General features: G+C 56.1%; 14 protein-coding genes. 9 read left to right on the top strand and 5 right to left on the bottom strand.

Going from position 1 to position 16,038, the window contains the following annotated elements:
* The first annotated feature begins 12 nt into the window (after nucleotides 1–12).
* Genes BM347_RS09320 through BM347_RS09310 form a run of 3 tightly spaced genes read left to right on the top strand, consistent with a single transcriptional unit; the run spans nucleotide 13 to nucleotide 3,807 of the window.
* Entirely contained in the window at nucleotides 13–1,473 is a 1,461-nt protein-coding gene (locus BM347_RS09320) for a biotin carboxylase (RefSeq protein ID WP_093916212.1), read from the top strand.
* Nucleotides 1,474–1,491: 18 nt separating this feature from the next.
* Nucleotides 1,492–2,463 (top strand): C45 family autoproteolytic acyltransferase/hydrolase, encoded by a 972-nt coding sequence (locus BM347_RS09315; RefSeq protein WP_093916211.1) that lies wholly within the window; start codon nucleotides 1,492–1,494, stop codon nucleotides 2,461–2,463.
* A gap of 21 nt (nucleotides 2,464–2,484) precedes the next feature.
* Complete coding sequence (locus tag BM347_RS09310) at nucleotides 2,485–3,807, top strand: aspartate aminotransferase family protein (RefSeq protein WP_093916210.1); 1,323 nt, start codon at nucleotides 2,485–2,487, stop codon at nucleotides 3,805–3,807.
* A gap of 56 nt (nucleotides 3,808–3,863) precedes the next feature.
* Here BM347_RS09310 and BM347_RS09305 read toward each other — a convergent pair whose 3' ends face one another.
* Nucleotides 3,864–4,424 carry a type 1 glutamine amidotransferase domain-containing protein gene (locus BM347_RS09305; RefSeq protein ID WP_093916209.1) on the bottom strand — a complete coding sequence of 187 codons (561 nt, stop codon included), beginning with the start codon at nucleotides 4,422–4,424 and terminating at the stop codon, nucleotides 3,864–3,866.
* A gap of 166 nt (nucleotides 4,425–4,590) precedes the next feature.
* Between BM347_RS09305 and BM347_RS09300 the strand changes: the two genes are divergently transcribed.
* The 6 genes from BM347_RS09300 to BM347_RS09275 all read left to right on the top strand — a co-directional run bounded on the left by BM347_RS09300 (nucleotide 4,591) and on the right by BM347_RS09275 (nucleotide 11,282).
* Nucleotides 4,591–5,238 carry a paraquat-inducible protein A gene (locus BM347_RS09300; RefSeq protein WP_093916208.1) on the top strand — a complete coding sequence of 216 codons (648 nt, stop codon included), beginning with the start codon at nucleotides 4,591–4,593 and terminating at the stop codon, nucleotides 5,236–5,238.
* An 11-nt stretch (nucleotides 5,239–5,249) separates the two neighbouring features.
* On the top strand, nucleotides 5,250–5,855 hold the full coding sequence (locus tag BM347_RS09295) for a paraquat-inducible protein A (protein ID WP_093916207.1): 606 nt from the start codon (nucleotides 5,250–5,252) through the stop codon (nucleotides 5,853–5,855).
* A complete protein-coding gene (locus tag BM347_RS09290) occupies nucleotides 5,848–7,932 on the top strand; it encodes a PqiB family protein (RefSeq protein WP_245764235.1) in 2,085 nt (694 codons plus the stop codon). The genes BM347_RS09295 and BM347_RS09290 overlap by 8 nt, the downstream gene beginning before the upstream one ends.
* A 3-nt stretch (nucleotides 7,933–7,935) precedes the next feature.
* A complete protein-coding gene (locus tag BM347_RS09285) occupies nucleotides 7,936–8,499 on the top strand; it encodes a PqiC family protein (RefSeq protein ID WP_093916205.1) in 564 nt (187 codons plus the stop codon).
* Between the two features lie 196 nt (nucleotides 8,500–8,695).
* Nucleotides 8,696–9,703, top strand: a complete 1,008-nt coding sequence (locus BM347_RS09280) for a hypothetical protein (protein ID WP_093916204.1) — start codon at nucleotides 8,696–8,698, stop codon at nucleotides 9,701–9,703.
* Between the two features lie 16 nt (nucleotides 9,704–9,719).
* Nucleotides 9,720–11,282, top strand: coding sequence for a substrate-binding domain-containing protein (locus BM347_RS09275; protein ID WP_093916203.1), 1,563 nt, complete (start codon nucleotides 9,720–9,722; stop codon nucleotides 11,280–11,282).
* Here the strand turns inward: BM347_RS09275 and BM347_RS09270 are convergent.
* From BM347_RS09270 to dnaK, 4 genes are all read right to left on the bottom strand, one after another.
* A complete protein-coding gene (locus BM347_RS09270) occupies nucleotides 11,279–11,866 on the bottom strand; it encodes a hemerythrin domain-containing protein (RefSeq protein ID WP_093916202.1) in 588 nt (195 codons plus the stop codon). The genes BM347_RS09275 and BM347_RS09270 overlap by 4 nt on opposite strands.
* A gap of 66 nt (nucleotides 11,867–11,932) precedes the next feature.
* On the bottom strand, nucleotides 11,933–12,694 hold the full coding sequence (gene radC, locus BM347_RS09265) for a RadC family protein (RefSeq protein WP_093916201.1): 762 nt from the start codon (nucleotides 12,692–12,694) through the stop codon (nucleotides 11,933–11,935).
* A gap of 100 nt (nucleotides 12,695–12,794) precedes the next feature.
* On the bottom strand, nucleotides 12,795–13,955 hold the full coding sequence (gene dnaJ / locus BM347_RS09260) for a molecular chaperone DnaJ (RefSeq protein ID WP_093916200.1): 1,161 nt from the start codon (nucleotides 13,953–13,955) through the stop codon (nucleotides 12,795–12,797).
* 77 nt (nucleotides 13,956–14,032) lie between these two features.
* Entirely contained in the window at nucleotides 14,033–15,943 is a 1,911-nt protein-coding gene (gene dnaK, locus BM347_RS09255; protein WP_093916199.1) for a molecular chaperone DnaK, read from the bottom strand.
* Nucleotides 15,944–16,038: the final 95 nt, after the last annotated feature.

Here is a 16,038-nt window from a genome sequence, read left to right as displayed (position 1 = left end):
GGAACCAATCCTATGTCCACGACTGTTCTCAAGAATATCTCGGAAATTCGCCGGTTCTTTCACCGCAACGAAGACCCGATCTATTTCATTTCGGCCACCAACTTTAACCTGTTGGGCCTCGATGAATGGGTGAAGAATTTCAAATATATCTGCTACATCGACTGTTACGGCGGCAAACACCCAAATGTGTTCTGCCCGTCCGAACAACCGCATGCCGAATTCCAAAGCATCGAAGACATCAACAACTATCTGTTGCAGCACAAAGAGGTGATTGATTTCATCAAACGCCGCGGCGGCAAGCCCAAGTTTGTGTTCCTGATGTTCGATGAGGAAACCGAACGTCTATCCAAAGAGCTAGGCGCCGATGTCTGGTTCCCTAAGGCCAAACTTCGCACCAAGATGGACAACAAGATCGAAACCGTCCGTATCGGCAACAAAGCCGGCGTGCCATCGGTGCCGAACGTGCTGGCCGAGGTCAAAAGCTATGAAGGTCTGCGCAAGACCTGCGAAAAGGCGGGGATCGGCCATGATCTGGTGCTGCAATCGGCTTTTGGCGACAGCGGGCACACCACGTTCTTTATCAAGTCCGAGGCTGACTTCCGTCGCCACGAGTCCGAGATTGTCGGCGAAGGCGAGATCAAGATCATGAAGCGCATCGATTGCCGCGGTTCGGCGATTGAGGCTTGTGCCACCAAAGAAGGTACAATCGTTGGTCCGTTAATGACCGAGCTGGTCGGTTTCAAAGATCTGACACCCTATCGCGGTGGCTGGTGTGGTAACGAAATTCTTTCCACCGCCTTCCCGCCCAAGGTGCGCCAACGGGCGCGGGAACTGACTTTCAAGTTTGGTGAACAGCTGCGCAAGGAAGGATATCGTGGTTATTTCGAGCTGGACTTCCTGATCGACAAGAAAACCGGCGATCTGTGGTTGGGGGAATTGAACCCGCGCATCACTGGTGCGTCATCCATGACCAACCATGCGGCGTTTGCCCATGCTGATGCACCGCTGTTCCTGTTCCACTTGCTTGAGTTCTCGAAAAAGAAATTCAATCTGGACACCGGCGAGCTGAACGACCGTTGGGCCGACCCCGCGATGATCGACGGCTGGTCGCAAATGGTGATCAAACATACCGAAGACAGCGTTGATATCTGTAGCGATGCACCGGAAACTGGCATCTATAAGATGCTTGAAGACGGTCGCGTGGTGTTTGACCGTTTCGATTATCACCGCCGTGCGGTCGAATCCGAGAACGAGGCGTTCTTTTTGCGCATCCTTCAACCGGGTGATTACCGCTATGAAGGGGCCGATATTGGCATCCTTGTGACCCGTGGCCGGTCGATGACCAAATCATTCCAGTTGAATGAGCGCGCGAAAAAGTGGATTCACGGCATCAAGCAGTCGGTGCACGGTCGGCCTTTGCCAGTGGCAGAGGCAGGTCCCGCGTTTTCAGATCCGGCATTTAAAATTCTCTAAGCCCTGAGAGGCCAGCACATGCTTTGGCGTGCGATATCAGAAGAAACGCCCGGTCCTAAATGGGCCGGGCTTTTCGCCGAATACTGGCCCCATTACCGCAAATGGTGGTTAAAGGAGGGCGAATCCGTGCGCCCGACCTATGCGGAATGCAGGCGCGCGCTCAAAACCCACATGCCCGAGATGGTCCCCCTTTACGAGGAACTGTGCGAGCAGGCCGGCGGCGGCGATTTGGCTGCGCGGTTCCTAAGCTTTTATTGCCCGCCGCCCTATCTGTCGGGGTGTAGTCAGGCCGTGTGGGGCGGCAGAGAACCTGTTTTGGTGCGCAATTACGACTACAACATCAACGCTTTTGACAGCTTGGTTTTGCACACGGGCTGGCAGGGCCGCAAAGTCATGGGCACCTCGGACGGGTTGTTCGGGTTGGTGGACGGTGTGAATGACGCGGGCCTGTCGATCTCGCTGACCTTTGGGGGCAGGCGCGTCGTGGGTGTGGGGTTTGGCGTGCCGCTTATCCTGCGCTATGTTTTGCAAATCTGCGAAACCACGGAACAGGCGGGCGAGGTACTGGCGCGCGTGCCTACCCACATGAGCTATAACGTCACTGTGCTGGACCGAAAGCGCAAGTATTTGACCGCGTTCATGGCCCCCGATCGTGAGACGTTGATTACCAATGCCGCTGTGGCAACCAACCACCAAGAAACCGTTGAATGGATCAGCCACGCGCGGTTCACCGCCACGGTTGAACGTGAACGGTATCTGTTGCAACGCCTGCGTTTCCACCGTGACCCCGAAGAGAAATTTATCGGGACGTTTCTAAAGCCGCCCTTGTATTCGCATGCCTTTAACGCCGGTTTCGGGACGCTTTACACTGCCGTATATCGCCCCCGAAAACGTCAGATGGAACTGCGCTGGCCCGGAACGGTCTGGCCCCAGACAATTGACAACTTTGAGGAAGGGGCGCGCAACGTGTTGCTGCCCGGCGCTGCTTAACCCTTAGCCAAGGATAACCTGATGTCGCATGTCTTTCCCCGTCACACCCGCAACCTGCCCCCGGTCGCCGTCAGTGGCGAGGGGTGCTATCTGACCGACGCCAGCGGCAAGCAGTATTTGGATGCATCAGGTGGGGCGGCGGTGTCGTGCCTTGGCCATGGCGACCACGAAGTGATTGACGCGATCAAGGCGCAGTTGGACAGTTTGGCTTATGCGCATACGGGGTTCTTGACCTCTGAACCGGCTGAAACCCTTGCCGATCTGTTGATCGAACACGCGCCGGGCGATCTGGATCGCGTCTATCTGGTGTCCGGCGGGTCAGAGGCGGTCGAGGCCGCGCTGAAACTTGCCCGCCAATACTACGTTGAGCGGGGAGAGCCCGAACGGGGCCGTATCATCGCCCGCAAGCAAAGCTATCACGGCAACACCATTGGCGCGTTATCGGCGGGCGGGAACGAATGGCGTCGCGCGCAATTCGCGCCGCTGCTGTTGGATATCAGCCACATCAATCCCTGCTATGAATACCGCCTGATGCATGATGGCGAGACACCCGAGGAATACGGCCTCCGCGCCGCCAACCTGCTTGAGGAAGAATTGCTGCGTGTCGGCCCGGAAACCGTGATGGCATTCATTGCCGAGCCTGTGGTGGGGGCGACATCTGGCGCGTTGACCGCCGCACCGGGGTATTTCAAACGCATCCGCGAGATTTGCGATCAATACGGCGTGTTGTTGATCTTGGACGAGGTGATGTGCGGCATGGGGCGCACAGGCGCGCTATTTGCCTGCACGCAAGAAGGCGTGAACCCGGATATCTTGTGTATCGCCAAGGGGTTGGGCGGCGGATACCAGCCCATCGGGGCAATGCTATGCACGGCCCAGATTTACCAGGCGATCCAAGACGGCACAGGCTTTTTCCAGCATGGGCATACCTATCTGGGCCACCCGACGGCCGCGGCCGCCGGTGTCGCGGTGGTTTCCGCCGTTCTCGGGCGTGATCTGTTGTCCAATGTGCAACGTCAGGGGGACAAGCTGCGCAGCGCGTTAAATGCCGCCTTTGGCCAGCACCCTAACGTCGGCGATATTCGGGGCCGTGGCTTGTTCATGGGCGTTGAAATGGTGGCTGATCGCAGTACCAAAGCGCCGTTTGATCCAACCTTGGGTATTGCTGCAAAGATCAAGAAACACGCATTTGAAAACGGTCTGATTTGCTATCCGATGTCTGGCACGATTGACGGGAGAACCGGGGATCACGTGCTGCTGGCACCACCGTTTATCATCACGGACGCACAAATTGATGAACTGGTCGAAAAGCTGGGCAAAAGCATCATGCAAGCCTTGGGCTGAACACCAAAAAGGCAGGGCGCGAACCCTGCCTTTCCGATACGATACGCAAGCCAGAATTAGGCAGCTTCGCGGTCGTGTCTGCCTTCTTCGACCTCTTCAACGATCTTTGCGATGAACGCATCCAGATCGTCGGGGGAACGGCTGGTGATGATCGCCTGATCAACCACAACTTCGCTGTCCTCAAAATGCGCACCCGCATTTTTCAGATCGGTGGCGATGGACCCGTAAGAGGTTGCTTTGCGCCCCTCGATAATCCCGGCCTCGATCAGCAACCAAGGTGCGTGGCAGATGGCGGCAATCGGCTTGCCGGAATCGCCAAACGCTTTGATCAGCGCAACGGCGTCTTTGTTGGCGCGCAGAATGTCGGGGTTCATTTGACCGCCGGGCAGGACAAGCGCGTTGTAATCGTCAACGCTTACGTCGGCCAAGGCCTTGTCAGCGGGAACGGTGTTGCCCCAATCCTTTTGGTCCCAGCCTTTGATGTCTTCGCCATCGGGGGTCACAACATGTACTGTCGCACCTTTGGCGCGCAGGTCATTCAGGGGGCGCTCAAGCTCGGATTGTTCAAAACCATTGGTCGAAAGGATCATGATTTTTGCATTTGAAATCTGTGTCATCGTTACTCTCCTTTTGTGCTCGTTATTTGCTTCTCCCTCCCAACACCTATGTGGTGAATTCGTTCCGCTTTGTGGCCAAAGAACACCCGTTCACGAGCCGATTTTGATGACTAGATCGTGTGAGGAATTGAATATCAAATGCCAAAAACTACTGTATAAAAGTGCAATGAAGGACACCGTAGATACACAAACGCAAACGCCGCTGGCAGACTTGATTGTCTGCCCGCAATGCGATGCCGTGTATCATCTAAAAATCCCTAAAATGGGCGAAAGGGCGGTCTGCCAACGCTGTCATACCGTGTTGATCGCGCCCCGGCACAAAGCAGGGCTGATTATCATCGCTATTTCAATCGCGACGTTTATTTTGATCATTGGCGCGGCTTTCTTTCCGTTTCTTGATATCGATGCGGCGGGCAATAAAAATTCGGTTTCGGTGATCGATGCGGCATTGGCCTTTTCAAGCGGGCCGCTTTTGTTGCTGGCCCTGGCGACCGCCGCTTTGATCCTGATTGTGCCGTTAATCCGGGTGGTGATTACGCTTTATGTACTGGTACCTGTGGTGCTGGATCTGCCCCCCGCCCGATACGCCATGCAGGCCTTTCGCGCGTCCGAGGCGCTGCGCCCGTGGTCTATGGCTGAAATCTTTGCACTTGGTTGCGCCGTTGCGCTGGTAAAAATCGCAGATCTGGCAACGGTCGGTTTTGGGCCTGCGTTCTGGATGTTTGGCGGTCTGGTTGTTTTGGTGGTCGCGCAAGAGAATTTTATTTGTAAATGGTCGGTATGGAACTCTCTGGAACACCCCAAAAAATCCTAAGTGCGCGCCAGATGGGCCTTGTGGCTTGTACGCGTTGCACCAAAGCGTGGCCGATGGGCACACAGATTTGCGGGCGCTGCGGTCATAAAATGGTGTCGCGCGACTATGGCAGCCTGCAACGTGTCTGGGCCTTTTGGGTCGTCGGGCTGATGTGCTATATCCCGGCGAATATCTACCCGATGCTGCGCACCAAAACGTTGTTTCAAAACGACGAAAGCACGATTGTCGGCGGTGCGGTCGAATTGGCTCATCACGGCGCGTTCGGGGTTGCGGCGATTATTTTGGTGGCGTCGGTCGTCATTCCACTGGCTAAATTTTGGGCCATCGCATTTCTGGCAATCAGCGTCAAAACGCGCCGGATGGCATCAAATAGCGCGCGGCATTTCATGTATGAGGTCGTCGAGTATATTGGCCGCTGGTCGATGATCGATATCTTTGTGGTTGCGATTTTATCATCTCTGGTACAACTCAAGACACTTGCGACTATCAATCCTGGACCGGCGAGTATGTTCTTCGCACTTTCCGTGATTTTCACTATGCTTTCTGCACAGGCTTTCGATTCCCGTATGATTTGGGATGACCGGTCGGGGAATGGGGATTCCACACACAATGACTGACACACCACCTGACGTGCCGATCAAATCTGCGCGCAAGATATTTCTTAGCGGCGCATCAATCGTATGGATCATCCCGTTTCTGGCGCTTTTGATTGCATTGGGTGTGGCTTGGCAAAGCTATAGCGCGCGCGGCCCGCAGATTTTTGTCGAGTTCGAAAATGGCGCGGGCATCAAGGCAGGTGAAACCGAATTGCGGTTTCGCGACGTAACTGTTGGTCGGGTCGAAGCGGTTGGGTTTTCCCAAGGGCTGGGCAAGGTTGTTGCCTCAATCCGTGTCGACAAGGATGTTGCCCCTTATATCGATAACAGCGCCGCCTTCTGGATCGTCCAGCCTGAAGTGTCGGCCCAAGGCATCACCGGGTTAAGCACTGTGCTGAGCGGCGTGTATATCGAAGGGTCTTGGAATGATGAAATTGGGCCCTTCGCCAATCGTTTTAGCGGCGCGGAAAATGCACCCCTGATCCGCACCGGCCAAAAAGGTTTGCAGATCGCGTTTCGCACCGTGGGGAATGGTCAGCTTACTGACAACGCGCCGATCTTGTATCGCGGCATTGAAGTAGGTCGTCTGGGCAAAGCCGAGATCGCCCCGCGCGGCAACTTCGCTATCGTCGAGGCGTTGATTTACGAAGAGCACCGCAATCTGGTGAACAGCTCTACCCGGTTTTGGGACAGTTCGGGCTTTAGTGTCTCAATTGGTCCCGGCGGTGCCGAGATCGACTTTGAATCCATCGCCACGCTGATTGGCGGGGGCGTTACCTTTGACACCTTCGTTTCAGGGGGCAGTCGTATTCAAGACGGGACGGTTTTCGAGATTTACCCCACCAAAGAGCAGGCACGCAACGCTGTGTTCAATTCCTCTGCAGTGGATCCGATCGAGCTGAGCGTGATTTTTGACGAGAATATTTCAGGCCTCGCTGTTGGTGCCGTGGTCGAGCTGAGCGGGCTCAACATCGGTCAGGTCGAAGCGCTGTCCGGGATTGTGGATTACAACCAGTTCGGCGACAGTCGGGTCCGGTTGAACGCGACCCTGTCCATCCAGCCTGCGCGCCTTGGTTTGCCGGGTGAAGTGACCGCCGAGCGCGCATTGGAGTTTTTACAAGACCGCGTTGCGAATGGGTTGCGTGCCCGTTTGGCCAACGCCAGCCTGCTGACGGGTGGCCTTAAGGTGGAAATGGTCGTGGTCGAAGGCGCCCCTTTCGCGCGGCTTGAGGCGGCGTCGGATGGCTTGCCGGTCATGCCGACCACAAAGAACGAGGCATCGGACGCGACCGCGAGCGTTGAAGGGGTGTTTACCCGTATTAACAACCTGCCCATCGAGGAACTGCTTAACAGCGCCATTGGCCTGATGAATTCCGCCCAAGCGTTTATTGGCAGCGATGAGCTTCAACAAACACCAAAGGACGTGCGGACCTTGATCAACGAGGTCACGGGGCTGGTGTCGTCAGACTCCGTTCAGAATATCCCCGTCAGTTTGAATGCAACTTTGTCGCGGGTGGAAACACTGGTTGCCACGCTCGAGGAGCAACAATTGGCCAAGCGGTTGATGGATGCGCTTGATGGGGTATCCAGCGCTGCCGATGGCTTTTCGACATCCATCGAAGGCGTGCCTGAACTCATTACAGAAGTGCAAGCTGTCGCCGCCAAAGCCAGCGCACTTGAGCTTCAGGAGTTGGTGGATGAGTTGACCGCACTCACCCGTTCGGCCGAAGCTGTGATTGATACGCCAGAGGCGGTTGCCCTGCCTGGATCGCTGAAAAACGCCTTGGATGAGCTGAATTATACCTTGCAGGAACTGCGCGAGGGCGGGGCGGTTGAGAACGTCAACCAAACATTGGCATCTGCACGCAATGCTGCCGATAATATCGCGGTATCGGCACAAGATTTGCCAGAAATCATTGATCGGTTGTCGTCCTTGTTTGATCAGGCCAGCCGCACCATCGAAGGCTACGACGAGGGCGATAAGATCACCCGCTCCGCACAGGAAACGATGCGAGACATTCAAAAAGCGGCTGACGCGCTTGCATCTTTGGCCAAGACCATTGAACGTAATCCAAATTCGCTCTTGCTGGGACGGTAGATCATGAACGTCGTAAAATGTTTCGCAGCTCTTGGGCTGCTGTTGACCTTGGTCGCTTGCGGATCGGCGGATCGCTATGCTGTGACGCTGCCCCCCGTGACCGAAACCGTGCGGATCGCCTTCCGGTCGGTCGAGGTACGTGATGTTTCCCTGCCGAGCTATGCGGCCGCCGATGAAATCCACATCCGCAAGAATGATGGCACATTGGTCAGCTCGACCGATACGCTTTGGGCTGATGCGCCAGAACGTGCAGTGGCGCTTGAGATCAGCGAAAGCCTGTCACGCTTGACCGGACGGGCTGTTGCATCAGAACCATGGCCCTTTGATGCCTATCCCGACGCCCGGCTTGACCTGCGCTTTACCGAGTTGTTGGCGACCGAGACCGGCCAGTTTCGTGCGACCGGCCAGTATTTCGTTGCAGTTTCAGGGGGTGGCCGGGAACGGTCGGGCCTGTTCGACCAAAGCGTGTCGTTCGACCCCAAAAGCGGCCCCGCAGGCATCGCCACCGCCCGCGGCCAGCTGATCTTTCAGCTTGCAGAATTCATCGCGACTTCGGGGTTGAAGTAACCGGTCATGTCTATTGAAAAGAGCTGACTACTTACGAAGGTGGTGCCTTTTCTAAGTATAGCAAAGGTTACTACCACATCTGATCTGCCAAGCATCTTGCCCAGAAAAAGCCAGATTCATACCTTTGCCTTGCCTTAGCTTCGACGTGGTTTTGTACGACGTTTAGCTGGGAATCATTCCCAGTGAGGTCTTGGACATGTCTCGTACAAAAGAAATCCTTACCGCTGCAGGAACGCTGGGTTGTGCCTTGGGTATCGGCTTTATCATGCAAAGCTCTGACGTGGCGATGGAACGGTACGGCACCGCATCCAAGGCGGACGCGCGTGAACGGCAGCTTGAGGCTTTGGATGCGAAAACAACGATCCTTGAAGTTCAAGATATCGAGCTGACATCGGCTGCTTTTGATGTTCAGGCCGGTCTTACTGGCGATACCCTAGCTGACCCTGATACCATTGTAACTCTGGCAGCGGCATCCAAGGGTGAGAGCCCTGCGCTTGAGATAGTGCCGCAGGCCACCCCCGATTCCTGCGATATCATTGCCGAGGCACGCCCGATGGCGGCGGCGATGGTAAACGTGACGCTTGATGCGCCATGCCTTCCCAACGAACGGATCAACATTCACCACAAAGGCATGATTTTCACCCATACCACATCGTCTACTGGCGGCCTGGACATTCAGGTTCCAGCGCTGAGCGAAACAGCGGTTTTTGTGCTTGCTTTTGGGAATGGCGATGGTGCCGTCGCGCAGACCGAGGTTATCGATCTGGTTGATTTTCGCCGCGTGGTTTTACAGTGGAGAGACGTGGCTGGTTTCCAAATACACGCATTTGAGATGGGTGCCGGTTATGACGACGCGGGCCATATCTGGGCGGGAAATCCGCGCGATAGGGCGTCCGCCATCACTGGCGAAGGCGGCTTTGTCATCCTGAATGGCGATAAAAATGCGGCGTCCCCGATGCTCGCCGAAGTATATACATTTCCAGCCGACCATGGTCATGGAAGTGGCGGTGTCGCGCTTAGCGTTGAGGCCGAAGTAACAACCGCCAACTGCGGCGAAGAGATCGAAGCCCAGACGTTGGAGATGATGCCGGATGATGGCGTCCGCATACGTGATCTGACACTGTCTGTCCCTGACTGTGATGCCGTGGGCAGCTTTCTGGTGTTGAATAATTTGCTTGAAGACCTGAAACTCGCCAGTAACTGAATTAAGCTGAGGTCACATGCTCACTTCCCTACGTGCGGCGGTTTTCGCCGCACTTTTCCTATCTGGCGGAACCGCGCAGCTCGCGGCGCAAGATGTGGCGCTTACCTCACGCGATGGCAAGATTGAACTAAGCGGTACGTTGCTTGGTTTTGATGGTGAATTTTACCGGATCGACACTGAATATGGTGAACTGACCGTCGATGGGTCCGGGGTCCAATGCGCGGGCCCGGGGTGTCCGAACCTTGACAAATACGTCGCAGAGCTTCGGTTGTCCGGGTCGGCGACGATGGCGCAGGTTTTGATGCCTGCCTTGATCGATGCCTTTGCGAAACGCAGTGGATACCGTGCCCTGCGCCAAGACGGCGATGACACCCATTTTAGCTACCGGCTGGAAGACCAGAAAACCAACGAGCCGGTTGGCCGCTTTATGTTTCACGGCAGCAATTCTGACGAAGGGTTTGCCGATTTACTGGCCGATGAAGCCGATATTGTAATGTCGCTGCGTGAAATGCGCCCGCAGGAACGGCTGCGCGCCCGCGAGGCGGGGCTTGGCGACATGACCGGCCCGAACCGCAGCCGTGTTCTGGCGCTTGATGCGGTCGTACCCGTTGTGTCGCCGTCAAATCCGATCAGGTCCATTTCCCCAGCTACATTAGCGCGGGTTTTCGCGGCTGAGATATCAAATTGGAACGATCTGGGCGGGCCCGACGCGCCGATTGATTTACACCTGCCCAACGACAGCAGTGGATTGGCGCAGGCGATCGATGATCAGGTTTTGCGCCCGGCAGGTTTGGAACTGGCGGCGGAAGTCACGCGGCACATCTTGCCCGGTGATCTGGCCAAGGCGGTGGCCCGTGATACATTTGCCTTGGGAATTACCAGCTATGCTGAGCGGCGAAATACTGATGTGCTTACCCTGACAGGGGACTGCGGCTTTGAGCTGGACGCGTCCCGCCGGACCGTCAAAACCGAAGACTACCCCCTGACAGCGCCCATGTTCTTGTATTTTCCAGCCCGGCGACTACCGCAGCTGGCGCGTGACTTCCTTTCCTTCACCCGCAGCCCCACGGCTCAGATCGTGATCCGCAGGGCCGGATTCGTAGACCAAGCACCAGAAGAAATTTCGGTTAACGATCAGGGAAACCGTTTTGCCAATGCAATCAGCGTGGCCGGGGAAGGTACCACGTTAAAAGATCTGCAACGCATGACCAGGACATTGACCCCCATGGCGCGGCTGTCCACGACTTTCCGCTTCGAAGCGGGGTCGGCCCGGCTGGATGCGCAATCACGGTCAAATGTGCAGCAACTGGCCCGTGCGCTGGAGCTTGGCCAGTATGACGCGCGCCGTTTGCTGTTTGTGGGGTTCAGCGATAGCGAAGGGGGCCCGGAAGCGAACCGGAAAATCGCCCTGCGCCGCGCCAAGGCCGTGCGCCGGGCGGTGACGACCGCAGCGGTTACCGTCAATCTGGATCGCGTGACATTGGACGTAGATGCATTTGGCGAGGCCATGCTAATGGCCTGCGATGACAGTTCTTGGGGGCGCCAAGTAAACCGGCGCGTCGAAGTTTGGGTGCGTTAGCGAAACTGCGGCGGATCGTATTTTAACAGCACCGGTACGACCAATTCTTCCTCGTCCGTCAGATGGCGGTTCAGCATCGGTCGAAAGGCATCAAGCTGGCCCTTTAGCGCCGCTGTCGCATCGATAAACCCGCCCGCCGCGCCGTCATGTTGCAACACAGCATTGGCGCTGTTTGCGAGGTCTGACAGGATGCCATCAAGGCTGTGATGATCGGCATCAAGAATATCAAACCCCCGCTCGGCGCTCTTCTCAAGCTTTGACATGATCGGAAAATACTGGGCGTCTTCGATTTGATGATGGCCGTGAAGTTCGTTGATCAACATGCCGCCAAACCGGTGTAGTTTGCGTTTATATTGATCGGGTTCCTCAATCCGGTCCATCGCTGATTTGGCATCGCTGTCCAATTGATCCAGAAGGCGGCGAAACATCAGGTGCCGGTCCAGCCAAAAGGCAATCAGCTGAGAATAATTCGGGTTTTGCGCCCATCCGGCGCGGGGGTACGCCTCGATCAGGCTGCGCAGCGCATCGGGTAAACCGCTGCGCTGCGACAGGGACAAGTCATCTGGGATTGGCATATCAATCATAGAAAACGTCATACTAGCTGCAGCGCGCGTGGTAAATTCCGCAATTCTGAACAGGCTTGTCGCAGCCTATATATACCCGTCGGCGCGAAAGCTGAGCTCGGTTGATTTTCCGATGATTAAATGATCATGCAAGGTCATCCCGAGCGCCGTGCAGGCGGATAAAACCTGCCCGGTCATATCAATGTCCGCTTGCGAGGGGGTCGGATCACCTGAGGGGTGATTATGTACCAAAATCAACGCGCTGGCGTTCAGCTCAAGCGCGCGCTTGGCAACTTCGCGCGGGTAGACAGGAACATGATCAACCGTTCCCTTGGCCTGTTCCTCGTCTGCGATGATGACGTTCTTGCGGTCCAGATACAGCACGCGGAACTGTTCGGTTTCGCGATGAGCCATGACCGTGTGGCAATAATCCAAAAGCGCATCCCAGCTGGACACAACATGTTGCTGCATGATTTTTGACCGGGCCATGCGGTGGGCGGCGGCTTCGACGATCTTTAGCTCCACGATAACGGCGTCGCCCACACCGCAAATATCTCGCAAGCGAGCTTCGGGCGCGGTGATGACACGGTTAAAATCGCCGAAACTTTCCATCAATGCATTGGCAAGGGGTTTGACATCACGGCGCGGGATGGCGCGGAACAACACCAGTTCCAGCAGTTCATAATCGGGCAGCGGGTCCGCCCCGCCTTGCATGAACCGCGCACGCAACCTTTGGCGGTGATTGGCAATATAGGAGGGTTGCTTGCCCGAAGTGGGGGCGATCTGCGTGGCCTCGTCTCGTAGAAACGGGAACACGGGATCAGCAAAAGAGGGGGCATTTTTCCGCATACCCACACCATTTAGCAGGGGTGGTTAGGATTGCGTTAATTTAGGCGTTTCTGTCCGTGCAGCAGGGTCAGGTGGGGCGGACAAGTGCCCCACCTTGTTGTTAGCCCTTCATCGTATCCCAAAAGGATTTGACCGAGGAAAAGAAGCTGCTGGATTCCGGGTTATTGTTCTCGGATTCCTTTTCAAACTCTTGCAGCAATTCCTTTTGGCGGCCGGTCAGGTTCACAGGCGTTTCGACGGCCAGTTCGATAATCATATCGCCGGTGCCACCGCCGCGCAGGGGCGGCATGCCTTTATTGCGCAACCGCATTTGACGGCCCGACTGGCTGCCTGCCGGAATTTGCACACGGCCCCGGCCGCCATCAATGGTCGGCACCTCAATGCTTCCGCCCAAGGCTGCTGTGCTCATCGATACGGGAACGCGGCAGAACAGGTTCGGCCCGTCACGCTCAAACAGCTCGTGATCTTGCACTTCAATAAAGATGTACAGATCGCCCGACGGCCCGCCACGCATGCCGGCCTCGCCTTCGCCAGCCAGACGGATGCGTGTACCGGTTTCGACACCGGCAGGAATGTTCACAGACAGCGCGCGGTCTTTTTCAACGCGGCCTGCGCCCCGGCAAGCCTTGCAGGGGTTTTTAACGATCTGGCCCATGCCGGAACAGGTCGGACAGGTGCGTTCAACGGTAAAGAAACCCTGCTGCGCTCGTACCTTACCCATGCCCGAACAGGTGGGGCAGGTTGTGGGTTCGGCACCGCCTTCTGCACCCGATCCGTTACAGGAATCGCACGCCACTGAGGTGGGAACATTGATTGATTTCTGCATCCCCTTGAATGCTTCCTCGAGGGTGATGCCAAGGTTGTACCGCAAATCGGCCCCGCGCGCGGCACGGCGTCCGCCGCTGCCACCACCGCGTTGGCCCATAAAGTCGCCGAACAGGTCGTCGAACACATCAGAGAAGGCAGACGAGAAATCGCCCTGACCACCGCCGCCGCCGAAACCGCCGGGGCGCTGACCGCCGCCGCCCATACCACCTTCGAAAGCGGCGTGACCATAACGGTCGTAGGCGGCTTTTTTCTCGGCGCTTTTCAGAACCTCATAGGCTTCGTTCGCCTCTTTGAACTGGGCTTCGGCCTTGGGGTTGTCGGCATTGCGGTCGGGGTGCAATTCCTTGGCTTTTTTACGATAGCCTTTTTTGATCTCGTCGGCGGATGCCCCTTTGGCAACGCCTAGTATCTCGTAATAGTCACGTTTGGCCATGAATTAGCTCCTGCGTTGAAACATGACGGGCCGGCCCTGCAATCGGACCGGCCCCATCAGTGGTTTCAATGGCACACTTACGTGCGCTTGTTGTCGTCCAGATCTTCGAAGTCGGCATCAAGGATGTCGTCGTCGCCACCTTGGGGCTCGTCCGCCGCCTCGGCCACGTCTTCGTTGCTGTCTTGAGCGGCCTTATAGATGGCTTCGCCCAGTTTCATCGCTGCTTCGGTGACGTTCTGAATGCCCGATTTGATCTTTTCGACGTTATCGGTTTCCAGCTCATCGTTCAGGGCCGCGATGGCCAGTTCGATCGCTTCGACGGTGGTTGGGTCAACCTTGTCAGAATGCTCTTCCAGCGACTTTTCTGTCGAGTGGATCAGCGATTCCGCCTGGTTTTTCGCTTCGATCAGCGCGCGACGCTCTTTGTCTGCGTCCGCGTTGTCTTCGGCGTCTTTCACCATCTGTTCGATATCCGCATCGGACAAACCACCAGAAGCCTGGATCGTGATCTTTTGCTCTTTGCCAGTGCCCTTATCCAGCGCGCCAACAGCAACGATACCGTTCGCGTCAATGTCAAAGGTCACTTCGATCTGGGGCATACCGCGTGGTGCTGGCGGGATGTTTTCCAGGTTAAAGGCACCGAGGAGCTTGTTGTCCGCAGCCATTTCGCGTTCGCCTTGGAACACGCGGATGGTCACAGCATTCTGGTTGTCTTCTGCGGTCGAGAACACCTGAGACTTTTTGGTCGGGATCGTGGTGTTACGATCAATCAGACGGGTGAATACACCGCCCAATGTTTCGATACCAAGGCTCAGCGGTGTGACGTCAAGCAGAACAACGTCTTTAACGTCGCCTTGCAGAACACCGGCCTGAATGGCCGCACCCATGGCAACAACCTCGTCAGGGTTCACACCCTTGTGCGGCTCTTTGCCAAAGAATTTGGTCACTTCTTCGATGACGCGCGGCATGCGGGTCATACCACCAACCAGAACAACTTCGTCGATGTCAGAGGCCGAGATACCCGCGTCTTTCAACGCAGCGGCACATGGCTTCATCGAGGATTTGATCAGGTCGCCAACCAACTGCTCAAGTTTGGAGCGGGTCAGTTTCATAACCATGTGCAACGGCGAACCGTCTTTGCCCATCGAGATGAACGGCTGGTTGATCTCTGTCTGGCTTGCGCTGGACAGTTCGATCTTGGCTTTCTCTGCCGCTTCTTTCAGGCGCTGAAGCGCCATCTTGTCTTTGGTCAGGTCAACGCCGTTGGATTTTTTGAACTCTTCCGCAAGGTAGTTCACGATGCGCATGTCAAAGTCTTCGCCGCCTAGGAATGTGTCCCCGTTGGTGGATTTCACTTCGAACAGACCGTCGTCGATTTCCAGGATGGTTACGTCGAATGTACCACCACCAAGGTCATAGACCGCGATTGTTTGCGTTTCTTTTTTGTCCAGACCGTAAGCCAGAGCCGCCGCTGTCGGTTCGTTGATGATCCGCAGCACTTCGAGGCCGGCAATCTTACCTGCGTCTTTGGTAGCCTGACGCTGGGCGTCGTTGAAATATGCAGGCACAGTGATAACCGCCTGGGACACTTCTTCGCCCAGATACGATTCCGCTGTTTCCTTCATTTTACCAAGGATGAACGCCGAGATTTGCGAAGGGGAGTATTTCTCGCCTTTGGCTTCGACCCATGCATCGCCGTTACCGCCGTCGATGACTGCGAATGGCAGGTTCTTTTTGTCCTTGGCCAGATCCGGGTCATCATTGCGACGCCCGATCAGGCGCTTAACGCCGAAAATTGTGTTTTCTGGGTTTGTGACCGCTTGCCGTTTGGCAGGCTGGCCGACCAGACGTTCGTCATCTGTAAAAGCGACGATCGATGGTGTTGTACGTGCACCTTCTGCGTTTTCGATCACGCGAGGCTGGCTGCCGTCCATAATGGCGATACAGCTGTTGGTGGTTCCTAGGTCGATACCAATTACTTTGGACATGATTTGATCCCTCATTAAGTTAAGGCGATGACACGGGACTAGGGCCCATTGTGGCACCCTCGCCCCGATCTAGTAGGCTAAAGGCCGGATGCCTT

It is taken from the genome of Sulfitobacter marinus (assembly GCF_900116285.1).
GTDB classification, from domain to species: domain Bacteria; phylum Pseudomonadota; class Alphaproteobacteria; order Rhodobacterales; family Rhodobacteraceae; genus Sulfitobacter; species Sulfitobacter marinus.
Note: the sequence above shows the minus strand (reverse complement) of the source record. Positions and strands in the feature narration are given on the sequence as shown.